Origin of the sequence: Taklimakanibacter albus (genome assembly GCF_016595235.1) — a bacterium.
In the GTDB taxonomy this organism is placed as follows: domain Bacteria; phylum Pseudomonadota; class Alphaproteobacteria; order Rhizobiales; family Aestuariivirgaceae; genus Taklimakanibacter; species Taklimakanibacter albus.
This window is the reverse complement of record NZ_JAENHL010000004.1, coordinates 252,478-272,472: the sequence shown is the minus strand read 5'-3', so window position 1 is coordinate 272,472 and position 19,995 is coordinate 252,478. Positions and strand designations below refer to the sequence as shown.

25 protein-coding genes are annotated in these 19,995 nt (G+C 63.1%); 12 read left to right on the top strand and 13 right to left on the bottom strand.

The window, feature by feature from the left end; translation table 11 throughout:
- Positions 1-14 precede the first annotated feature (14 nt).
- Genes JHL16_RS02675 through JHL16_RS02650 form a run of 6 tightly spaced genes read left to right on the top strand, consistent with a single transcriptional unit; the run spans position 15 to position 6,117 of the window.
- Positions 15-1,037, top strand: a complete 1,023-nt coding sequence (locus tag JHL16_RS02675) for a thiamine pyrophosphate-dependent dehydrogenase E1 component subunit alpha (RefSeq protein WP_246770743.1) — start codon at positions 15-17, stop codon at positions 1,035-1,037.
- Positions 1,038-1,040: 3 nt separating this feature from the next.
- A complete protein-coding gene (locus JHL16_RS02670) occupies positions 1,041-2,015 on the top strand; it encodes an alpha-ketoacid dehydrogenase subunit beta (RefSeq protein ID WP_200183351.1) in 975 nt (324 codons plus the stop codon).
- Complete coding sequence (locus JHL16_RS02665) at positions 2,012-3,508, top strand: acetoin dehydrogenase dihydrolipoyllysine-residue acetyltransferase subunit (protein ID WP_200183350.1); 1,497 nt, start codon at positions 2,012-2,014, stop codon at positions 3,506-3,508. Before JHL16_RS02670 ends, JHL16_RS02665 begins: the two co-directional genes overlap by 4 nt.
- A complete protein-coding gene (locus JHL16_RS02660; protein WP_137856961.1) occupies positions 3,501-3,836 on the top strand; it encodes a carboxymuconolactone decarboxylase family protein in 336 nt (111 codons plus the stop codon). Before JHL16_RS02665 ends, JHL16_RS02660 begins: the two co-directional genes overlap by 8 nt.
- A 20-nt stretch (positions 3,837-3,856) precedes the next feature.
- Positions 3,857-5,347: an FGGY-family carbohydrate kinase gene (locus JHL16_RS02655; RefSeq protein WP_200183349.1), complete on the top strand. Its 1,491-nt coding sequence runs from the start codon at positions 3,857-3,859 to the stop codon at positions 5,345-5,347.
- Between the two features lie 11 nt (positions 5,348-5,358).
- The gene (locus JHL16_RS02650) at positions 5,359-6,117 is read left to right on the top strand and encodes an SDR family NAD(P)-dependent oxidoreductase (protein WP_200183348.1); all 759 of its coding nucleotides are present in this window, start codon (positions 5,359-5,361) and stop codon (positions 6,115-6,117) included.
- Positions 6,118-6,238: 121 nt separating this feature from the next.
- On the opposite strand, the gene JHL16_RS02645 is transcribed toward JHL16_RS02650, so the two are convergent.
- The 11 genes from JHL16_RS02645 to purQ form a co-directional block, all read right to left on the bottom strand.
- The gene (locus tag JHL16_RS02645) at positions 6,239-6,508 is read right to left on the bottom strand and encodes an usg protein (RefSeq protein ID WP_200183347.1); all 270 of its coding nucleotides are present in this window, start codon (positions 6,506-6,508) and stop codon (positions 6,239-6,241) included.
- A 135-nt stretch (positions 6,509-6,643) separates the two neighbouring features.
- A complete protein-coding gene (locus tag JHL16_RS02640; protein WP_200183346.1) occupies positions 6,644-7,027 on the bottom strand; it encodes a hypothetical protein in 384 nt (127 codons plus the stop codon).
- Entirely contained in the window at positions 7,024-8,268 is a 1,245-nt protein-coding gene (locus JHL16_RS02635; RefSeq protein ID WP_200183345.1) for an MFS transporter, read from the bottom strand. The genes JHL16_RS02640 and JHL16_RS02635 overlap by 4 nt, the downstream gene beginning before the upstream one ends.
- Positions 8,269-8,316: 48 nt before the next feature.
- Complete coding sequence (locus JHL16_RS02630; protein WP_200183344.1) at positions 8,317-9,225, bottom strand: DMT family transporter; 909 nt, start codon at positions 9,223-9,225, stop codon at positions 8,317-8,319.
- A 1-nt stretch (position 9,226) separates the two neighbouring features.
- Positions 9,227-10,135 (bottom strand): DMT family transporter, encoded by a 909-nt coding sequence (locus JHL16_RS02625; RefSeq protein WP_200183343.1) that lies wholly within the window; start codon positions 10,133-10,135, stop codon positions 9,227-9,229.
- A gap of 67 nt (positions 10,136-10,202) precedes the next feature.
- Positions 10,203-10,523 carry a Grx4 family monothiol glutaredoxin gene (grxD, locus tag JHL16_RS02620; protein WP_137856952.1) on the bottom strand — a complete coding sequence of 107 codons (321 nt, stop codon included), beginning with the start codon at positions 10,521-10,523 and terminating at the stop codon, positions 10,203-10,205.
- A 26-nt stretch (positions 10,524-10,549) separates the two neighbouring features.
- Positions 10,550-10,786 carry a BolA family protein gene (locus JHL16_RS02615; RefSeq protein ID WP_137856951.1) on the bottom strand — a complete coding sequence of 79 codons (237 nt, stop codon included), beginning with the start codon at positions 10,784-10,786 and terminating at the stop codon, positions 10,550-10,552.
- Positions 10,787-10,855: 69 nt separating this feature from the next.
- Positions 10,856-13,060: a phosphoribosylformylglycinamidine synthase subunit PurL gene (gene purL, locus JHL16_RS02610; RefSeq protein ID WP_200183342.1), complete on the bottom strand. Its 2,205-nt coding sequence runs from the start codon at positions 13,058-13,060 to the stop codon at positions 10,856-10,858.
- A gap of 77 nt (positions 13,061-13,137) precedes the next feature.
- Positions 13,138-13,791: a Pr6Pr family membrane protein gene (locus JHL16_RS02605; protein ID WP_200183341.1), complete on the bottom strand. Its 654-nt coding sequence runs from the start codon at positions 13,789-13,791 to the stop codon at positions 13,138-13,140.
- A complete protein-coding gene (locus JHL16_RS02600) occupies positions 13,788-14,423 on the bottom strand; it encodes a glutathione S-transferase N-terminal domain-containing protein (RefSeq protein WP_200183340.1) in 636 nt (211 codons plus the stop codon). Before JHL16_RS02600 ends, JHL16_RS02605 begins: the two co-directional genes overlap by 4 nt.
- Complete coding sequence (purQ, locus tag JHL16_RS02595; RefSeq protein ID WP_200183339.1) at positions 14,420-15,082, bottom strand: phosphoribosylformylglycinamidine synthase subunit PurQ; 663 nt, start codon at positions 15,080-15,082, stop codon at positions 14,420-14,422. The genes JHL16_RS02600 and purQ overlap by 4 nt, the downstream gene beginning before the upstream one ends.
- A gap of 362 nt (positions 15,083-15,444) precedes the next feature.
- Here purQ and JHL16_RS02590 point away from each other — a divergent pair, with 362 nt between their 5' ends.
- The 4 genes from JHL16_RS02590 to JHL16_RS02575 all read left to right on the top strand — a co-directional run bounded on the left by JHL16_RS02590 (position 15,445) and on the right by JHL16_RS02575 (position 17,491).
- Positions 15,445-15,675 carry a hypothetical protein gene (locus JHL16_RS02590; RefSeq protein ID WP_200183338.1) on the top strand — a complete coding sequence of 77 codons (231 nt, stop codon included), beginning with the start codon at positions 15,445-15,447 and terminating at the stop codon, positions 15,673-15,675.
- A 60-nt stretch (positions 15,676-15,735) separates the two neighbouring features.
- Positions 15,736-16,251, top strand: a complete 516-nt coding sequence (locus JHL16_RS02585) for a hypothetical protein (RefSeq protein WP_200183337.1) — start codon at positions 15,736-15,738, stop codon at positions 16,249-16,251.
- A gap of 14 nt (positions 16,252-16,265) precedes the next feature.
- Complete coding sequence (locus JHL16_RS02580; protein ID WP_200183336.1) at positions 16,266-16,586, top strand: hypothetical protein; 321 nt, start codon at positions 16,266-16,268, stop codon at positions 16,584-16,586.
- Positions 16,587-16,933: 347 nt separating this feature from the next.
- Complete coding sequence (locus JHL16_RS02575; RefSeq protein WP_200183335.1) at positions 16,934-17,491, top strand: DUF3592 domain-containing protein; 558 nt, start codon at positions 16,934-16,936, stop codon at positions 17,489-17,491.
- A gap of 28 nt (positions 17,492-17,519) precedes the next feature.
- On the opposite strand, the gene purS is transcribed toward JHL16_RS02575, so the two are convergent.
- Positions 17,520-17,759, bottom strand: coding sequence for a phosphoribosylformylglycinamidine synthase subunit PurS (purS, locus tag JHL16_RS02570; protein ID WP_137856943.1), 240 nt, complete (start codon positions 17,757-17,759; stop codon positions 17,520-17,522).
- Between the two features lie 86 nt (positions 17,760-17,845).
- Complete coding sequence (gene purC / locus JHL16_RS02565) at positions 17,846-18,619, bottom strand: phosphoribosylaminoimidazolesuccinocarboxamide synthase (RefSeq protein WP_119391184.1); 774 nt, start codon at positions 18,617-18,619, stop codon at positions 17,846-17,848.
- Positions 18,620-18,874: 255 nt separating this feature from the next.
- On the opposite strand from purC, the gene JHL16_RS02560 reads away from it, so the two are divergent.
- Both JHL16_RS02560 and JHL16_RS02555 read left to right on the top strand, forming a co-directional pair.
- The gene (locus JHL16_RS02560) at positions 18,875-19,198 is read left to right on the top strand and encodes a DUF1476 domain-containing protein (RefSeq protein WP_200183334.1); all 324 of its coding nucleotides are present in this window, start codon (positions 18,875-18,877) and stop codon (positions 19,196-19,198) included.
- 7 nt (positions 19,199-19,205) lie between these two features.
- Positions 19,206-19,973: an HpcH/HpaI aldolase family protein gene (locus JHL16_RS02555; RefSeq protein ID WP_200183333.1), complete on the top strand. Its 768-nt coding sequence runs from the start codon at positions 19,206-19,208 to the stop codon at positions 19,971-19,973.
- The last annotated feature ends 22 nt before the right edge of the window (positions 19,974-19,995 follow it).

Genomic DNA, 19,995 nt, shown 5'->3' with positions numbered 1-19,995 from the left:
TTTCCGGAGTATCCATGAGCAAGAAGTCGAATTCCGATCTTCTGGGCCTCTACCGCACCATGCGTCGCGTTCGCACCTTCGAGGAGCGCGTCGGCGAATTGTTCGTGCGCGGCCAGACAGCGGGCTCGATGCTGCATCTCTCGATCGGCGAGGAGAGCGCGGCGGTCGGCATCACCGCGGCGATGAAGCCGCAGGACACCTTCACCACCCATCATCGTGGCCATGGTATCTTCCTGGCGCGCGGCGCCGATCCCAACCGGATGATGGCGGAGATCGGCGGCAAGGAAGCCGGCTATTGCCACGGCAAAGGCGGCTCGATGCATATCGCCGATATGAGCCTCGGCCATCTCGGCGCCAATGCCATTGTCGGCGGCGGTATTCCGGCGGTCGTCGGCGCCGGCCTCGCGGCGCGCCACAAGCGTAACAATGCGGTGTCGGTTGCCTTTTTCGGCGACGGCGCCACCGGGCAGGGTGTTCTCTATGAAAGCATGAACATGGCGGCGCTGTGGGGCCTGCCGGTCGTCTTCGCCTGCATCAACAACCAGTATGGCATGGGCACGCGTATCGACCAGGCGACGGCCAATACCAATCTGCATGAGCGCGCCATCGCCTTCGGCCTCAATGGCGAAAGCGTCGACGGTCTCGATGTCGAGGAAGTGGCGGAAGCGGCGCGCCGGGTGGTGGATGGCGCACGCGCCGGCAAGCCGGGTTTTCTGGCAGTCTCCTGCTATCGCTTCTATGGCCATGCGCGGAAGGACAAGTCGCCTTATCGCGATGCTGGTGAGGAGGAGACGGGGCGGCAGCGTGATCCGGTCGCCTTCACGCGCGCCCGGCTGATCGAGCGCGGGCTCACGCCGGAAGCCGACCTCGATACGCTCGATGCCGAGATCGGCGCCGAGATGGACGCCACCATCGACTTCACCATCGCGCAGAAGGAGCCGCCGCTCGCCTCGATGTTCCGCGATGTCTTCGACCCTGAGGAACCGGAGCCCGAGCCGGTCCGCACCCGTCTCAACCGCGTGCTCGCAACGGAGTAGAGAATGCCTGAACTGACGTATCGCGACGCATTGCGCAAGGCGCTGGCGGATTCTATGGCCGAGAATCCCGATATCATTCTCATCGGCGAGGAAGTGGGCCGCTATGGCGGCGCCTATGGCGTGACCAAGGACCTGATCAAGGAATTCGGCCCGGAGCGGGTGATCGACACGCCGATCTCGGAACCCTCGATCGTCGGCGCGGCGGTGGGTGCCGCCATGACGGGCCTCCGGCCGGTGGCCGAGCTCATGTATGTCGACTTCCTCGGCATGACGATGGACCAGCTGGCGAACCAGGCAGCCAAGATCCGCTACATGTTCGGCGGCCAGATCGGCGTGCCGATGGTGCTGCGCACGCAAGGCGGAACGGGGCGCTCGGCCGGCGCCCAGCATTCGCAGAGCCTCGAAGCCTATGTGATGCATACGCCGGGCCTGCGCCTCGCGATGCCGGCGACGGTGGCGGACGCCTATCATCTGCTGCGCCAGGCGCTGACCAGGCCCGATCCGGTCGTCTTCATCGAGCACAAGGCGCTTTATACGATGAAGGAAGATGTCGATCTCGACGCGCCGGTGCCGCCCTGGGGCAAGGCGGCGGTCAGGCGGCACGGCAAGGATCTCGTCATCGTCACCTATTCGCGCCAGCTCCATTATGTGATGGAGGCGGCCAAGACACTCGCGGCCAAGGGCATCGAGGCGACGGTCATCGATCTCCGAACCCTCAATCCGCTCGATTTCGATACGATCCGCGAACATGTCGAACGTGTCGGCCGCGCCATGGTGGTGTCGGAAGGGGCCATGACCGCCGGCGTCGCCGCCGAGCTCGCGGCACGCATCTCGGAAGAATGTTTCGATTTCCTGGAGGAGCCGGTGATCCGGGTGGCGGGCGAGGATATTCCGATCTCGGTGTCGACGGGCCTCGAGACCGGCTCGGTGCCGGGCCCGCAGCTCATCGCCGAGACGGCCGGACGGATGCTCGCATGACGAAGCGCACACTCACCATGCCGCGCCTCGGCGAGACGATGGATGAGGGGACCATCGTCGGCTGGCTGGTGGCGCCGGGACAGAAGTTTCAGCGCGGCGCGGCGATCCTCGAGATCGAGACCGACAAGACCGTGGTCGAATATCCGGCCCTCGGCGACGGCACTATCGAAAAGACATTGGTTGCTCCTGGCGATCGCGTTGCTGTCGGCGCGCCGATCGCCGAGGTCACCGTGACGGCATCCGAAGAGTGGGATAGCGAGGCCGCGGGGGCGCCTCAGCAGTCCCAGCCGGATGCCGGCACGGCGATCCTCGCCATGCCGCGGCTCGGCGAGACGATGACGGAAGGTGTCGTCATCCGCTGGCTGGTGGCGGAGGGCGCTCCGTATGCGCGCGGGCAAGCCATTCTCGAGATCGAGACCGACAAGACGGCGGCGGAAGTGCCGGCTTTGTCCGACGGCAAGCTCGTGAAGATCCTGGCGGCGGAAGGGTCGCGCCAGCCGGTGGGCGCACCGATCGCGGAAGTGATCGGCGAGGTGGAAACACCGGTGAGCGCGCCGGTCGCGCCAGTGGAAGCCAAGCCGGTACCGTCGCCCAAGACATACAAGCCGGCCGCGGCGGATGCCCGCCAGCGTGCGACGCCGGTGGCCCGGCGCATGGCGCGCAAGGCCGGTGTCTCGCTTGATAACATCAAAGGCACGGGGCGGCGTGGCCGCATCGAGCAGCGTGACGTCGAACAAGCCACGCAGGCGCCGACAGGCATCGCCTTCGACAAGCTCGGAGAAGGGGGAGAGACCTTCCTGCTGATCCATGGCTTCGCCGGTGACCGCAGCAGCTGGGTGGCGACAGCGAGCGGCATTGCGCGTGCCGGGCACACGGCGATCGTGCCGGATCTGCCGGGACATGGTGCGACCGAGGCCGAAGCGCAGGGCCTTGATGATCTCGTCACGGCGATGACAGGTTTCGCCAATGGATTGCCGGGCGGGTTGCATCTCGTCGGCCATTCGCTGGGCGGCGCCGTTGCGACAGGGATCGCCGAGCGCCTCGGCGGCAAGATCAAGAGCCTGACGCTGATCGCGCCGGCCGGCACCGGCCGCGAGATCGACGGCGGCTTCATCCACGGCATGGCGGAAGCGACGACCTCGGGCGAAGTGGCACATCTTCTGCGTCTGCTCGGGCCTAAGGCTGACGGCCTGTCCGACAAGGCGCTGACCACGCTGGCGGCGCAGCTGGCGCAAGGCCGGCTCAAGGCGCTGGCGCAGGCTCTGGTCGGGCCGCAAGGTCAGAAGGTCGACATATTGAGGCCGCTCGCCAAGCTCGCCGAGACCCTGCCGGTCAAGGCGCTGATCGGTACGGACGATCGTGTCATTCCGGCAAACCACGCCTTCAACCTGCCGTCGGCGGTCGCAATACATTTCCTTCCCGCCGGCCACATGCCGCATTGGGACCTGCCGCGTGAAACCATTTCCCTTCTGACAGGAGTTGCCCATGGCTGATCCCAAGCAAGCGCTCGCCGCCGCCAAGACGCGGCTCGGCCTCTTCGCCAAAACGAGCCCCGGTGTGATGAAAGGTTTCGCCGAAGTGAGCCGCGTCGCCACGACGCCCGGTCAGTTCAGCGCCGCGCAGAAGGAGCTGATGGCGGTGGCGATCTCGGTCGCCAAGGGCTGCGAGGATTGCATCCTCTATCATGTCGATGCGGCGCGCCGGCATGGGGCGGAGGAAGCCTCTCTCGTCGAAGCGCTCGAAGTGGCAGTCGAGATGGGCGGCGGCCCTGCCGTGATGTATGCGGGTAAGGCGCTGGAGGCATTTCGCGGCCTGGCGTGAGAAAATAGAGGGAGGAGCGAATGGCCTATTATCTGACGGCGGATGGCGGGACCGAAAGCCTCAGGGCGCGCATCTATGATCTTAGCGGTACCTGTCTCGGCTCCAAGGCGGTGCCTTATGAGACCAAATTCTCTCCGGGCGCCCGGGCCGAGCAGAATCCCGAAGACTGGTGGCGGGCGCTGATCCAGGCGACGCGCGGCGCCATCGCAGAAGCGGGTATCGATTCGGGCCAGATCGAAGCCATGGCCTTCGCCACCACATCCTGCACCGTCGTAGCCCTCGACAAGCAGGGACGGGCTCTCAGACCCGCGCTCCTGTGGATGGATGTGCGCGCTTATGCCGAGGCCGACGCGGTGCTCGCCACCGGCGATACCAGGCTCGCCCTCAATGGCGCCGGCAAGGGGCCGGTCTCCGCCGAATGGATGATCCCCAAGGCGTTGTGGCTCAAACGCAACGAGCCGACCATCTTCGCCGCCGCCGAGACGATCTGCGAATATCAGGATTTCCTCAATCTCAGGCTCACCGGCGAACGCTGCGCCTCGCTCGATAACGCCGGCCTGCGCTGGCATTATTCGAGCCGCGATGGCGGCTGGGCGCGCGGCATATTGGAGAAGCTGGACCTCGCCGAGCTCGAACGCAAATGGCCACAACGCGTCATCGCGCCGGGCCAGGTGGTCGGCACGCTGACGCTCGCGGCGGCGGCCGAGCTGGGCTTGAGCACCAAGGTGAAGGTCGTACAGGGTGGCGCCGATGCGCTGATCGGCATGATCGGGCTTGGTGTCGCGAAGCCCGGTCAACTCGCGCTCATCACCGGGTCGTCGCATCTGCAGTTCGGCGTCACCGAAGCGCCAATCCATGCGCCGGGCGTGTGGGGCGCTTATCCCGACATCGTCTATCCGGGGCGCTGGATCGTCGAAGGCGGCCAGACCTCCACCGGATCGATCATCAACTGGCTGAAACGCCTCACCGGCGGGACGCTCGATCTCGCCGAGATGAACCGCAAGGCCGAGACGCTTGAGCCCGGTTGTGACGGCGTCATCGTGCAGGATCATTTCCAGGGCAACCGCACGCCCTATACCGATCCTTTGTCACGCGGCGCCATTGTCGGCCTGACGCTGGCGCATGAGCCGCATCACATTTTCCGCGCCGTCATGGAAGGCATCGGCTTCGGCACCCGCACCATTCTCGATGCCTTCAAGGCCGGCGGTTACAGCAGCACTGAAATCACCGCCGGCGGCGGCGCCACGGCGTCGCCCTTGTGGATTCAGATCCATGCCGACACGGCGGGCGTGCCGGTGCGCATTCCGGCATCGCCCGATGCGCCTTCGACCGGCTCGGCGGTATTGGCCGCACATGGAGCAGGGCGCTTCGCCTCGATCGATGACGGCATCGCGGCGATGGTCCGGCCGGGCCGGATGGTCGAACCCCGCGCGCGCGAGGCGAAGCTCTATGAAGACATCTACCAACGGTACAAGGCGCTCTATCCGGCGCTCAAATCCGTGCTTGGGTAAAGGAGAAAATAATGAGCGGTGGACAGAAGCGTGTGGCGCTAGTGACGGGCGCGAGCCGGGGCATTGGACGCGCTATTGCGCTAGGGCTCGCCAAACGCGGCTATGATCTCGCTTTGAACGATATTCCGCGCCAGGCGAAGGCACTCGATGAGGTCGCCGCCGAAGCGCGCTCATCCGGCGTTCGCGCCGTGGCTCTTCACGCCGATGTATCGGCGAAGGCCGAGGTCGAGGCGATGGTGGCGAAAGCCGTGGCTGAGCTTGGTTCCATCCACGCCGTCGTCAATAATGCCGGCATTCTCATCGCCTCGCCGGTCGAGACTCTCGCCGAGGCGCATTGGGACAGCGTCATGGATGTGAACGCCAAGGGCACGTTCCTGGTCATCCAGGCGGTATTGCCGCTGATGAAAAAACAGGCCTATGGCCGGATCTGCAATATCGCTTCGATCGGCGGCAAACACGGTGCGCCGGAGCAGGCGCATTATTCGGCGTCGAAAGCGGCGGTGATGGGCTTCACCCGCGTGTTGGCGCAGGAGCTCGGACCGATCGGCATCACCGCCAATTGCGTGTGCCCGGGCATCATTCTCACCGACATGGGGCGCGTCAATCTCGACGATCCGCAGATCCGCGCCGCCTGGTCCGCCAAGACCGCCATGGCGCGCATCGGCGATCCCGAAGACGTGGTGGGCCCGGTCGCCTTCTTCTGCTCTGACGACAGCGCCTTCGTCACCGGCCAGACGCTCAATGTCGATGGTGGAATCGTGTTCTCCTGAGGCGATCTCTCAGCCCGTCATGGCCGGGCTTCGACCCGGCCATCCAGTCTTGACGCCATGCGGTTGTTGTATTGAAACGCTGGATGGCCGCCTCAAGGGCGGCCATGACGAGTTGTTTGTGCTAGTGAAGCCGCCACTCGCTGCCGACATAGCGCATCTCCGCCGGACCGACGATGGCGGAATGCGCAACGCGGACCTCGCAGAGGGGGCCGTCGAGATTATGCGCCCAGAAATCCAGGAACTTGATGAGGCGCGGGAATTTTGGCGCCATGTCGTAGTCCTGCCAGAGGAACAGCTGCACGATGTCGCGATGATCGGGGAGACGGTACATGATTTCCGCGGTCGTCAGCGACCAGCCACGCAACTGACCTTCAAAGGCTCTGTCGATCATCGCCAATCCTCCTGGATAAGCAGCGCCGAACCAAACATGTTGCGGCGATGATCTTAGGTCAAGGTCATGAAGATTGATTTAACAATTGTTTTTCAAGAGGTTGGCAGCGTGCCTTGAAGAGTGCTGCCAACTCGGTCAAGGCCGGAGCGAGAAGACCTCGACAACCTTGGCGTCGGCGAAAGCGAAGCAGCCGGCGAGCGAGGTGTTGAAGGGCAATTCGCCATAGGTACCGATGGCGCCTTGCGCCTCGAGCCTTCCGGCGAGGCCGGGCTCGGCGCCCTGGACCAGCCAGACGAAGTCGAAACCGGCGCTACGCATCGGCTTGCCGTTGGCGGCGACGATGCGCGTGAAGATGTCGTCCTGGCTGGTGCCCGGCTCGAAGACGGCGAGCAGGGGCCCCGCCGCCTCGGGAGGCAGGGCCGCCTGGCGCATCATGACGGCCATCACCACGAGCCACAGAACGAGGATGATGGCGCCGAAGGCCAGCGCGAAGCGATGACCGGGCCAGTCCGCCGTCATACCGGTTGCGGCTGCGCGAATTTGTCGGAGCGCTGCTCGCGGATCGGCAAATGCACGATCGCCGCGAAGATGCCGAGCGCTGCGCCCATCCACCAGACCGGATCATAGGAGCCGAACTGGTCATAGAGACGGCCGCCGAGCCAGACGCCGAAGAACGAGCCGACCTGATGGCTGAGGAAAACGAAGCCATAAAGCGTCGCCATGTAACGGGTGCCGAACATCACGGTGACGAGGCCCATGGTCAGGGGCACGGTCGACAGCCACAAGACACCGAGCGAAGCGGTGAAGATGATCGTCGACACATTGGTGATCGGCATGGTGATGAAGGCCACCACGGCGATCGAGCGCAGCACATAGATGATGCTCAACGGGATGCGCTTGGGATATTTGCCGCCGATGACGCCCGAGTAATAGGACCCGACGACATTGAACAGGCCGATGGCGCCCATGGCGATGCCGGCGAAGCTGGCGCTGATGCCGTGCTCGGCGAGATAGGGCGGCAGATGCACGGTGACGAAAGCGAGCTGGAAGCCGCAGACGAAAAAGCCGGCGGTGAGAAGATTGTAGGAGCGGTTGCGGAAGGCATAGCGGATGGCCTCGCGCATGCTCATTTCGGTCTCGCCCAAAGGCACCGCACTTTTCGACGTGTTCTGCGCCATCAGGGGATAGGCGAAGATGATGATGAGCAGTGAGCACAGGCCCAGGATGTTCAAGGCCTCGTACCAGCCGAAGACCGAGATGAGGGCGCCCCCCGACGTGGCGAAGACGAACTGGCCCATCGAGCCCGCGGCGGTGGCGATGCCGAAGGCCCAGGAGCGTTTCTCCGGCGGCACCAGGCGGCCGAAGGCGGCCATGACGATACCGAAGGACGAGGCGGCGATGCCGATGCCGACGAGGACGCCGCCGCCCAGATAGAGCATGGCCGGGGTGCCGGCGCTTGCCATGATGAGGGTGCCGATGGCGTAGAAAACGGCACCGACCATGAGAACGCGGGCGCTGCCGTAACGGTCGGCGAAGGCGCCGGCGATCGGGGTGGCGACACCCCAGAGGAGATTCTGCAGCGCGATGGCGATGCTGTAGATCTCGCGCGGCCAGGCATGCAATTCGGAGATCGGCGTCGTGAACAGGCCGAAGGTCGAGCGCACGCCGAAATTGACCATGGCGACAAGGCAGCCGGAAACGATGATTACGGCGGGAAGGTAATACCAGGGCGTGGGCCGCTTCAGGGACGCTTCGGTCATGACTGCCTCAAAGTTGGGCGACGCAAGATAGGCGCAGCCGCAGGTTGGTCAAACTGCGTTCTGCTCATGCCGGACCCGCCTCAGGCGCTGCCCGAGCTGGGCAAAGGCGACCCCGCCCAGGATGAGCAGCCCGCCCAGGACCATGTTAAGCGTCACGGCTTCTTCCAGCATCAAGGTGCCGGCGAGAACCGCGATGACCGGGATCAGATAAAGAAAGGCGCCGGTGGTCGCGGCCGGCAGGCGGGAGGTCGCATAGGTCCAGGAGAACATCGCGATGAAGGTCGAAGCGAAAGCCAGGAAAGCGATTTCGGCCCATAGCCGCGGCGTCATGGCGGCGACCGTTTCCAGCGTGCGCGGCGACGCGAGCGCCAGCATCGGCAAGGTGCCGATGAACAGGCTCAAGGTGGTCGTGTTCAAGGTGCCGTAGCGCAGAACGAGCGCCTTGGCCGGCACCGAATAGAAGCCCCAGATAAAGCAGGCGAAGACCAGGAGCAGCATGCCGGTGATCGAGGAGCCCGCCGTCCCGCCGCCGGCGAGATCGTCCCAGAAGAGGAGGCTGGTGCCGATGAGGGCCAGGGCGAAGCCCGCGATCACCTGAGGCGTGAGCTTCTCACCCAGCATGATGGCGGCCAGTAGGGCGATGAACAGCGGCTGTGTTGCGTAAATGAGACCGCCGACGCCGGCCGGTACGCTGGCGAAGCCATAGACCGAGGTGAGGCTGTAGCCAAACAGGCCGAGCAGCGAGATGACGAGGAGGCGGGGCCAGTCGGCGCGCGCGATGCGCCAGCCCCCGGTCGCCAGCAGGATCGCCAGCGACAGGAGCGCCACCGGCGTGTAGCGGATGACCAGCGCGTCGGCTGGCCCGAGGCCCACCGAAAGCGAGCGCAGGAATACCGGGGTGACGCCCCAGATCAGCATGGTGAAGAGCAAGGCGGCCAAGGGTTTGAGCCGCGTCATGTCACGCCGTCGCCTTGCGGCAGATCCAGATGCCGGCGAGGATCGCGGCGCCGCTCACCAGCATCAGCAAGGTCAAAGGCTCGGAGAACAACACCCAGGCGACGATCGCCGCGACCGCGGTCTGCATCAGCCCCATCATCGAGGAGAAGGAAGTCGGCAGATGGGCGAGGGCGAAGGTCATCAGTCCCTGGCCGCCGGCGTGGCTGATGACGGCGAGACCGATAAGCGTGAGCCAGCCATTGAGGGAGCCTGACAGCATGGTCGGGCTCATGGCCAGGGCGAAAGGCAGCATCGCCAGCGCCGAAATCAGGCTCGTATAGAACATGACGGTGCCGGTCGAGCTGCTCTGGCGGACGGTGGCGATGAGCAGCAGATAGAGGGCGAAGAAGGAGGCGGCGAGCAGTGCGAAGATGCCGCCCATGAGACGGTTGGGCGGCGTCTGCGGCGCGCCCGTCTTCTGCAGCGCCAGAACCACGACACCGGCCAGCGCCAGCGCCAGGCCGAGGGCGAAAAGGGGTTTCGGCCGCTCGCCGAAGACGAAGACCGAGACGAAGGACACCATGATCGGCACGGTGCTGGAGAGCAGCGTGGCCTCGAGGATGGTGGTCTCGGCGATGGCCAGATGCCAGAAGGCGATATCGGCGGCGAAAGCGAGGCCGGCCAGGAATAGCCGCCAGCGATGCTTGACCGGCATGCTGGAGAGAGGCTCGAGCTTGCTGCCGGTCAGAATGATGGCGAGCCAGATGGCGGGAACCGCCAGAGCGAGGCGGTAGAAGCCTGAGGCGAGCGGCGCCAGGTCCGACAGACGGGCCAGATTAGGCGAAAAGCCGACCGCTACACCCGCTCCGAGCAAGGCCAGGAAAGCGAGCGTCGACGCGGAGGAGGGACTGGTTGAAGCAGGAACGGCCATGGGCCGGGCAACGAGTGCCCGAACCCTCAAGTCACGTCAATTGGCGGCCTCTGGGGCCTGCCATGCGTCAGGCGGCGGTCTTCTCGGCGAGAAGTGTCTTGAGCTCGCCCGACTGGAACATCTCGGTGACGATATCGCAGCCGCCGATGAACTCACCCTTCACATAGAGCTGCGGGATGGTCGGCCAGTTGGAATAGTCCTTGATGCCCTGGCGCAGTTCACCCGACTCGAGGATGTTGATCCCTTTGTAGTCGGCGCCCAGATGGTCGAGGATTTGCACGACGCGGCCGGAAAAGCCGCACATCGGCGCGTCCGGCGTGCCCTTCATGAACAGCACGACGTCGTTCGATTTCACTTCGGTGTCGATCCAGGTGTTGATGTCGGTCATGTTTCGCTCGCTATAAAATTCCGGTCTCAATCTTCAGGCGCGCTGGTCTGCAGCGCCAAGGCATGGAGTTCGCCGCCCATTCTACCCTTGAGCGCAGCGTAAATCATCTGATGCTGCTGCACACGTGACTTGCCTTTAAAGGAGGTCGAAACCACGTTGGCCGCGTAATGGTCGCCGTCGCCGGCGAGGTCACGGATCTCCACTTGCGCATCCGGAAGAGCTTCCTTGATCAGCCGCTCGATGTCGGACGCGTTCATGGCCATGCTTCAGGTCTCCTTCATCGTTTCTCGCACCGGCTTATCCGAAAAGTCTGCAGCTTTTCGGGCCGATGCTTAGGCTGCCTTGGCGCCCATGAAAGCCGGGAACCAGCCTTCATGCGCTTTGTGCAGGTCGTCCAAGGATATAGAAGCGGCACCCTCGACAATCAATCCGGCGTCCTTCGTCACGGTGCCGATGCGGATGACATCGACGCCCTTCACATGGGCCTGGGTGATGATCTTGGCGGCTTCCTTGGCCGGGCATGTCACCACGTAACGGGCCTGGTCCTCGCCGAAGAGGGCGACATGGTCCAGGGGACCGACTGACGCGCCAAGTGTCTTGGACGCGAGCGCCATCTCGATGAGGGCAGAAGCGAGGCCGCCGTCGGAAATGTCATGTACTGCAGTGACTTGGCCGGATCTGATGAAAGACCGAATCAAGTCGCCATGGCGCTTCTCGCGGGCGAGATCGACGGGCGGCGGAGCGCCTTCCTCGCGGCCCAGCACCTCGCGCAGATAGATCGACTGGCCGAGATGGGTGCCGTGACCGCCGACGAGGAGAACGGCTTCGCCGTCTGCCTTAAAGGCAACCGTCGCCATCTTGGTCAGATCAGGCAAAAGGCCGACACCGCCAATGGCGGGGGTGGGCAGGATCGCCTGGCCGTTGGTCTCGTTGTAAAGCGACACATTGCCGGAGACGACCGGGAAGTCGAGCGCCCGGCAGGCCTCGCCGATGCCTTCGATGGCCTTCACGAAGGTGCCCATGATCTCGGGGCGCTCAGGGTTCCCGAAATTGAGATTGTCGGTGACGGCGATCGGGTCGGCGCCAACGGCGGTCAGGTTGCGCCAGCATTCGGCCACGGCCTGCTTGCCGCCCTCAAAAGGATCGGCCTCGACATAACGCGGCGTCACGTCGGTCGAAACAGCGAGGCCCTTGGGCGTGCCGTCGAGGCGGATGACGCCCGCGTCACCGCCGGGGATCTGCGCCGAATTCGACTGGATCAGATGATCATACTGCTCCCACACCCAGCGGCGCGACGACATGTCGGGGCTACCGAGGATCTTCAGGATCGCCGCCTTGAGATCGTTGGGCGCCGGCACGTCCTCGGCCTTGAGGAGGGGCTTAACCTTGGGCGCGACCCAGGGGCGGTCATATTCGGGCGCCTCATCGCCGAGCTCCTTGATCGGGAGATCGGCCTTCACCTCGCCCTCATGCTTGATGACGAAGCGCAGCGTGTCGGTGGTCTGGCCGACAATGGCGAAGTCGAGCCCCCATTTGCGGAAGATCGCCTCGGCTTCCTCTTCCTGCTCGGGGCGCAGCACCATGAGCATGCGCTCCTGCGATTCCGACAGCATCATTTCGTAAGCCGTCATGCCGTCTTCGCGGCACGGCACCTTGTCGAGATCGAGCTCGATGCCGAGATCGCCCTTGGCGCCCATTTCGACCGCCGAACAGGTGAGGCCGGCCGCACCCATGTCCTGGATGGCGATGACGGCGCCTGACGCCATCAATTCGAGGCAGGCTTCGAGCAGGCATTTCTCCGTGAACGGATCACCGACCTGCACGGTCGGGCGCTTCTCCTCCGCCTTGTCGTCGAATTCGGCCGACGCCATGGTGGCGCCATGGATGCCGTCGCGCCCGGTCTTGGCGCCTAGATAAACGACGGGAAGGCCGACGCCTTCGGCCTTGGAATAGAAGATCTTGTTGGTGTCGGCGAGGCCGACCGCCATGGCGTTGACCAGGATGTTGCCATTGTAGCGCGGGTGGAAATTGACCTCGCCGCCGAGCGTCGGCACGCCGAAGGAGTTGCCATAGCCGCCAATGCCGGCAACGACGCCGGAGACGAGATGGCGGGTCTTGGGATGATCGGGGCTGCCGAAGCGCAGCGCGTTCAGCGCAGCGACGGGACGGGCGCCCATGGTGAAGACGTCGCGCAGGATGCCGCCGACGCCGGTCGCCGCGCCCTGATAGGGCTCGATGAAGGAGGGGTGGTTGTGGCTCTCCATCTTGAAGATGACGGCCTGGCCGTCGCCGATATCGACGACGCCGGCATTCTCGCCCGGACCCTGGATGACCTTGGGGCCTTTGGTCGGCAGCGTCTTCAGCCACTTCTTGGAGGATTTATAGGAGCAGTGCTCGTTCCACATGGCGGAGACGATGCCGAGCTCGGTTATGGACGGATCGCGGCCGATGAGCTTGCGGAAGCGCTCATATTCGTCGGGCTTGAGCCCGTGCTGGGCAACGAGTTCAGGGGTGATCTTGATATCGTTGGGGATCATGGCCTTGGCTGATACGGGCGTGACGGGAAGGACGTGCTTTAGCGGGCTTGGCTGGGGATAACAACACGCGAAAAAGCTCAAACGGATGAGGCGGTTCCGGCCCGTTTTCCGGCCCAGCGGTCGACGGCGATGAAAGCCAGCCCGAGAATCAGGAAAAGGGCCAGAATGGCGGCCATATTGGCGAGCGCCGCGGGGTAGCCCAGCGTACCGGCATCGAGGATCGGATAGGGATAGTCGCCGGTGAGGGCGCCGCGGATCATGACATAGGCGCCATAAAGCGCCGGAAAGGCGAGAAATCCGGGAATATCGGCATAGGCGGTGCCGCCCTTGGGCACGAACGCCACCCAGAAGACGAGGAAGAGAGCCGGCATCACATAATGGAGAAGCGTGTCGAGGACACGCATGAGGCCCTGGGGCGCCCATAGGCCCTCGAGGATGGCGATATAGATGGCGGCGACCACCAGCATATAAAGCGCGATGGCGGTCGCGACCTTAGGTGCGCGGAAGACGGCGACGTGCCGGCAGCCGGGGAAGGCGAAAGCGGCGAAGCAGGAAGCCGCCAGCAGGTTGCTGAGAATGGTGAAGAAGCTGAAGAAAAAGATCACCGATCCCAGCACGGTGCGGCCGTTGGCCTGCGATAAGGACATTGTGAGCGCGAACTGGGCGAGGAGGGTGCCGGCGCCGATGAGGAGGCCCAGAAGCGCGAGATATCTGCCGAGCGTCGGCCTCATGCGTGCGCGCGCTTGAAGGCGTCGGTCGCCTGGATGCGCGACCACCAGTTCTGGACGCGCGGAAATTCCGCCAGGACGGCGCGGCCTTCCGCCGCCTCGAGGAAATAGGCGAACACCGGCGCGGCGTGGAAATCGGCGAGCGTCGGCGTCTCATCGGCCAGGAAAGCCTGGCGGCCCATGAGATAATGCAGGGCCTTGAGATAAGTTCGTGCCTTGGGCAGAGCGGCTGAGATCAGCGCCTCGTCGGTGGGTTTGCCTTCCTGCGGGTTGGAGACGCGTTCGACATAGACGTCCCAGACCAGCGGCCGATAGGCGTAGGAATCGGTCATCGACATGATCTGGGTCATGCGCGCGCGGCTCTGGGTTTCCGCCGGTTGCAGGCGCGGCCCCAGAAAACCCTCATCGATGTAGCGGTTGATGGCGGCGGTCTCATAAAGAATGAAGTCGCCGTCGCGCAGAGCCGGGATGCGGCCGAAAGGATGGATCTCGCGATAGGCCGCGAGATCGTCGGCGCCCGAGAAGATGTCGACCGGAACGAGATCGTAGGAGACGCCCTTGCTCTCGAGCGCCATCAGCGCGGCGCGCACATAGACGCTGTAGCGAGCGCCGTAGAGGGTGACCTCGGCGCTCACGCCGCGAGCAGGCTCTCGAACAGGGGACGGCAATCGCTGTTGCCGTGCAGCGGTTCGATCATGTTCTCGGGATGCGGCATCATGCCGATGACATTGCGCTCCCGGTTGGTGATGCCGGCGATGTCGTTCATGGCGCCGTTCGGATTGGTGCCCTCGGCATAGCGGAAGACGACGCGGTTCTCGCCCTCGAGCGCTTTCAGTGTTTCATCGTCGCAGATGTAATTGCCTTCGCCATGAGCGACCGGGCAGCGCACCACCGCGCCCTTCTTCATCCGGTTGGTGAAGAAGGTGTCGGTATTCTCGACTTTCAGCTTCACCTCGCGGCAGACGAATTTGAGGCCGGCATTGCGCAGAAGGGCGCCGGGCAGGAGGCCCGCTTCCGCGATGATCTGAAAGCCGTTGCAGACGCCCAGAACCTTAAGGCCTTTTTCTGCCTTGGCGCGGATATCGGTCATGATCGGCGAGCGGGCCGCGATGGCGCCGCAGCGCAGATAGTCGCCATAGGAGAAGCCGCCCGGCACGGCGACGAGGTCGACCTTGGGCAGTGTCGTCTCGGTATGCCAGACGATGACGGGCTTGTGGCCGGTGACGGCTTCAAGTGCGCGCGCCATATCGCGCTCGCGGTTGATGCCGGGGAAGAGGACGACGGCGGATTTCATGGCTATATTGCTCGGGCCGCTATTGGTCTAAGGGGGCTGAATAGCGAATTTCCCGGCCGTTCAAAAGCTTTTTTGATGCGCGAGAAGCTCATTGTCGTATTCTTCTGCGTCTCGGTGTTCCTAGCCGGTAAGACAGCATATGACTTTTACAAATCTTACTTCTGGCCGGAAATAACCGCGACCGTCCTTTCCACCCGGGAAACCTGCCTTTTTCAAGAGGGCGTTCATTTACCCGCCAGTCCAGGCACCCTTTCTGCGACAATCAGGATGAAGCCGCGCGGCTGATTGCCGAGGGATTCGAGCCAGGCGACGTCAAACGGCTTCGAATCGAGGCGGTCTATGAGGCCCCGTCGGGACAGAAGGTGCATACGACACTCGATCCCTTTCTGAAGGACGCCTCGCAGGTGGAGTCGGGCAGTACGATTCGCATAAGACTTTCTCCCATGACACCCGGCAGTTCCGAACTGGCCCTTGCGCCAGATGGCACGCAAGGGCTCATCGCCCTCGGCGCGGCGGCGGTGATCGGGGCCTATGGTTGGTACTACTTGCGACGTAAGCTGGCACGGCAAAATGCGGATCGCGCGCGCGATTGAAGAGGTGGCTGGTCGGTCCCGGTTGCGTGGGGCGGTGCAGATGCTTATCTAACGGAAGGGATGGTGCGCTTCAGAGCCAAGATACGCAAGGATCTGCGAGATAATCTGCCGTGGATGGGTGGGGCCCTTGCCTTCTTTCTCGCGGCGAGCTCCGCCTATAGTCACTACAAGTATTTTTTCTGGCCTACCGCCGAAGCCGTCGTCGACAGGATCGAGCCGAGCTGCGTTTACTACAAGGACGGCTGGCGACGCAGTGGCTACACCGAATATGTGAATTGCGACGCCAAGCAAGACGCGGCCAGGCTGGTCGCGGACGGCTATGCCTATCAAGGCATCTCCGATACGATGTGGCTCGTCTATGAAACGGAGCCCGGGCGGAAGACCTACGCAACCCTGAGCTCGCGGCCCGAGGGCGCCGGCGCGCTCGGCGTCGGTATGCATGTGCGTGTGCGCTACAACCCCGGCACCCCCAGCCGCGCTGAATATGCGGCCGATCCGGATCGGAAAGGTTTCGTCGTTGCGCTTTTCGTTGTTGTTCTGACGGGCAGCGGATATTTGTTGCTCAAGCGGCATTGATGAGAAGCCCAGCAATGCGCTATTTTGTCGATCGGATGATCGGCCTGATCGCGATCACAGTGGTGGTTCTCGTCGGCCTCATCTTTTACAATTCCTACAAATATCTGGTCTGGCCCCATGTTCCGGCCGTGGTGACTTCCATCAAGCCGATCTGCGTCTATGCAAAGAAAAGCGGGCGTCGATCGACAATAAGAAAGTATCTGAGCTGCGGTGCGGATTCAGAGGCGACCGCGGCGGGACTCATGCTGACGGTTACAAGCTTGAGCCCGACAGAGAAGCGCTCATCACGGCGGTTTATGAAGCGCAACCCGGGAGAAAGGCCTCCGCAACTCTGAAGCCTTGGTGGCAGAGCGTGAGCACTCTCCGTCCGGGTAACGTCATTCAAATCCGCTATTCTCCCTTTTCGCCCAACGAGGCCGAATTGGTCACCGGATCGGGAAAAGCGCCCGTCGTCATCCTGGGTTTTATTCTTGGCGCTCTGCTCCTCGCATGCCTCATCGCCTTCATCACATATGAAGGTGATGGGAAGGGTACATCCGACTAAGCCATCCGGACACGCTCGACCGCTTTGAGCATTCGCGGTAGCGGATCAGCAACCATATCAGGTTTCGACGCTATTCGATCCGCACAGTTCAATATGAGACGGTAGCGTCAAGCCTTGTCGAGGTGTTCAGGGTCCATCATGTGGAATCTTTGGGCCAGCGCGCTATTGTTCTGGTTGCTGCAATCGGCGGCACGGACCATTCTGGTCGTCTTCATCGGGCTGTCAGCCGTTACGGCCTATGTAGGACATAGCTACTATAAGGCGCTCACGCGGCAAACCGCGAACGCCGTGATCAGTTCGATCGAGACGAAATGCGTCTATGCCAAGCGACGCATCATCCGGGTGAAGGCTCCCAAGTACAAAAGAAAGTATGTGGATTGCAACGCCGAGGAGGTGAAGGAACTTATCGCGGATGGCTATCGAAAAGATGGCACTTCAAGCGATGTTTGGGTGATCTACGAGCCGGAGCCGGGCCGCAAAACCCGCGCTATTGTCGATACATGGTCCATAGACTCCAGCTTTGTTTGGAGGGTGGGAAGGTCCGTCCCCGTGCGTTACAATCCCCGTCGACCAGACAAAGTGGACTATGCGAGCGAGGTCGGACACAAAGGTACCGTGCTCAGCGTAATCGTCATAGGCCTGCTGGGGTTAGGCTGCGCGCTCTTCGTCCACCTGCCGGATTTTGAGCGCCAATAGGAGAGCGAGGCGTGTGAGCCCGCCTCGATCAGGCGAGCTCGATCTCGTAATTCTCGATGACGGTGTTGGCGAGCAGCTTGCGGCAAATGTCATCGAGCTCGGCCTTGGCTTTCGCCTTGTCGGTGTTCTTGAGATCGATCTCAAAATATTTGCCCTGGCGGACATGCTCGATGCCGGAGAAGCCGAGGGAGCCGAGCGCGCCCTCGATGGCCTTGCCCTGCGGATCGAGCACGCCGTTCTTCAGTGTCACCTTGATCTTGGCTTTCATTGTTCCTCGCGGAAATAGTCTGCTGCCTCACCCCATCCGGCGCTGAGCGCCACCTTCCCCGCAAGCGGGGAAGGAGGAGGGGATGTTCAGTCGCTCTTCACGAGCTGCGGACGCGAACGCTCGGGCTCGGCGAGCTCCGGCATGATGCCGAGGCGCTTGGCCACTTCCTGGTAGGCTTCGACGAGGCCGCCCATGTCACGGCGGAAGCGGTCCTTGTCGAGCTTGTCCTGGGTCTTGATGTCCCACAGGCGGCAGGAATCGGGGCTGATCTCGTCGGCGAGCACGATACGCATCATGTCGTTCTCGTAGAGACGGCCGAACTCGATCTTGAAGTCGACAAGCTTGATGCCGATGCCGAGGAAGAGGCCGGACATGAAGTCGTTGATGCGGATGGCGAGATGCATCATGTCGTCGATCTCCTGGGGCGTCGCCCAGTTGAACGCGGTGATGTGCTCTTCCGACACCATCGGGTCGTTGAGCTCGTCCTTCTTGTAATAGAATTCGATGATCGAGCGGGGAAGGGCGGTGCCTTCCTCGATGCCGAGGCGCTTCGACAGCGAGCCCGCGGCGACATTGCGCACCACCACCTCGAGCGGGATGATCTCGACTTCGCGGACAAGCTGCTCGCGCATATTGAGGCGCTTGAGGAAATGGGTCGGCAGACCCAGCTCGTTGAGCCTGGTGAAAATCATCTCGGAGATGCGGTTGTTGAGCACACCTTTGCCGTCGATGACGGCCTTTTTCTGGGCATTGAAGGCAGTTGCATCGTCCTTGTAGTGAACGATCAAGGTTCCGGGCTCAGGCCCTTCATACAGGATCTTGGCCTTGCCCTCATAAATGCGGGTGCGCCTGGTGTTCATATTCACAATCCTCATCCAGAAAACCCTTGATACCCTCGCAAATTACGTCCGCAAGGGGTCCTTACGCCACCAATATCGAGAAGTTATGCGACTCAAAGCTTGCCGCCATGGCCCAAACATAATGCCTGGGGGTGCGCTGCACAATGGACCTAGCCCGACAGACCCCGATAATCAAGCGCGGTTGATTTGGGGGCGGGCAGCCGCTATCTCATCCGGCAGCGTGATTTGTACATAATCCTATTTGGGAGCACCGGAATGACAACGTTCGACAAGCGCGAGGAAGGTTTTGAGCGGAAATTCGCCCTTGACGAGGAAATGAAGTTCCGGGCGACGGCACGGCGCAACAAGCTTCTCGGCCAGTGGGCGGCGGAAAAGCTGGGGATTTCAGGCGCCGAGGCTGACGCCTATGTCAAGGCCGTGGTCGCCTCCGACTTCGAGGAAGCGGGCGACGACGACGTATTCCGCAAGATCCGCAAGGATTTCGACGCCAAGAAGGTCGAGCAGTCGGATCATCAGATCCGCCGCACCATGGACGAGCTTTTCGGAAAAGCCCTGCAGCAGCTGCAGTCGGACGCCTGAGGTTCCAATGGCCAGCGATCTCAGGGGCAGGCTCGCCAAGGCGGATCCCTTCTATTTCTCCTGGATGACCTTTCCGGGCGCAATTGTCGCAGGGCAGATGGCAAGACTGCCCTATGAGGCGGTATGCATCGACATGCAGCACGGCCTCGCCGGTTTCACCGACGTGGCCTCGATGTCGCCGGCGATCACCGCCAGCGGCAAGCCGCTGGTCCTGCGCATCCTGTGGAACGATCCGGGCCTCATCGGCCAAGCGCTCGATGCCGGCGCCACCGCCGTCATCGTGCCGATGGTGAATACCAGGGCGCAGGCGGAAGCGGTGGTCAAGGCGGCGAAATACGCGCCCATGGGCATGCGCAGCTGGGGCGGCTATGCGGCGGTCCAGGCGGCGGGCACGGTGCCGGCCGACTATCTGAAGGAAGCCAACAGCCGCACCATGATCTTCGCCATGATCGAGACCGAGGAGGCGCTCGGCAATCTCGATGCCATCGCTTCGACGCCGGGCCTCGATGGTCTCTTTGTCGGTCCCAACGATCTGTCGATCTCGCTCGGCTTCGGTCTCGGCAAGGATCTCAAGATCCCCAAGCTCGAAGCGGCGATCAAGGCGATCGCGGCGGCGGCCAAAAAGAACAGCCTGGTGCCTGGTGCCTTTGGCGGCTCGCCCGAGGCCTGCGCCTTCTTCGCCGGTCATGGCTTCCGTTTCATCGCCGCGGCCACCGATGTCGGCCTTTTGGCGGCGGGCGCCAAGGCCTTGCAGGATCAGCTCGCGAAGATTTGACCGGCAGTCCTTAAGCGTCCAA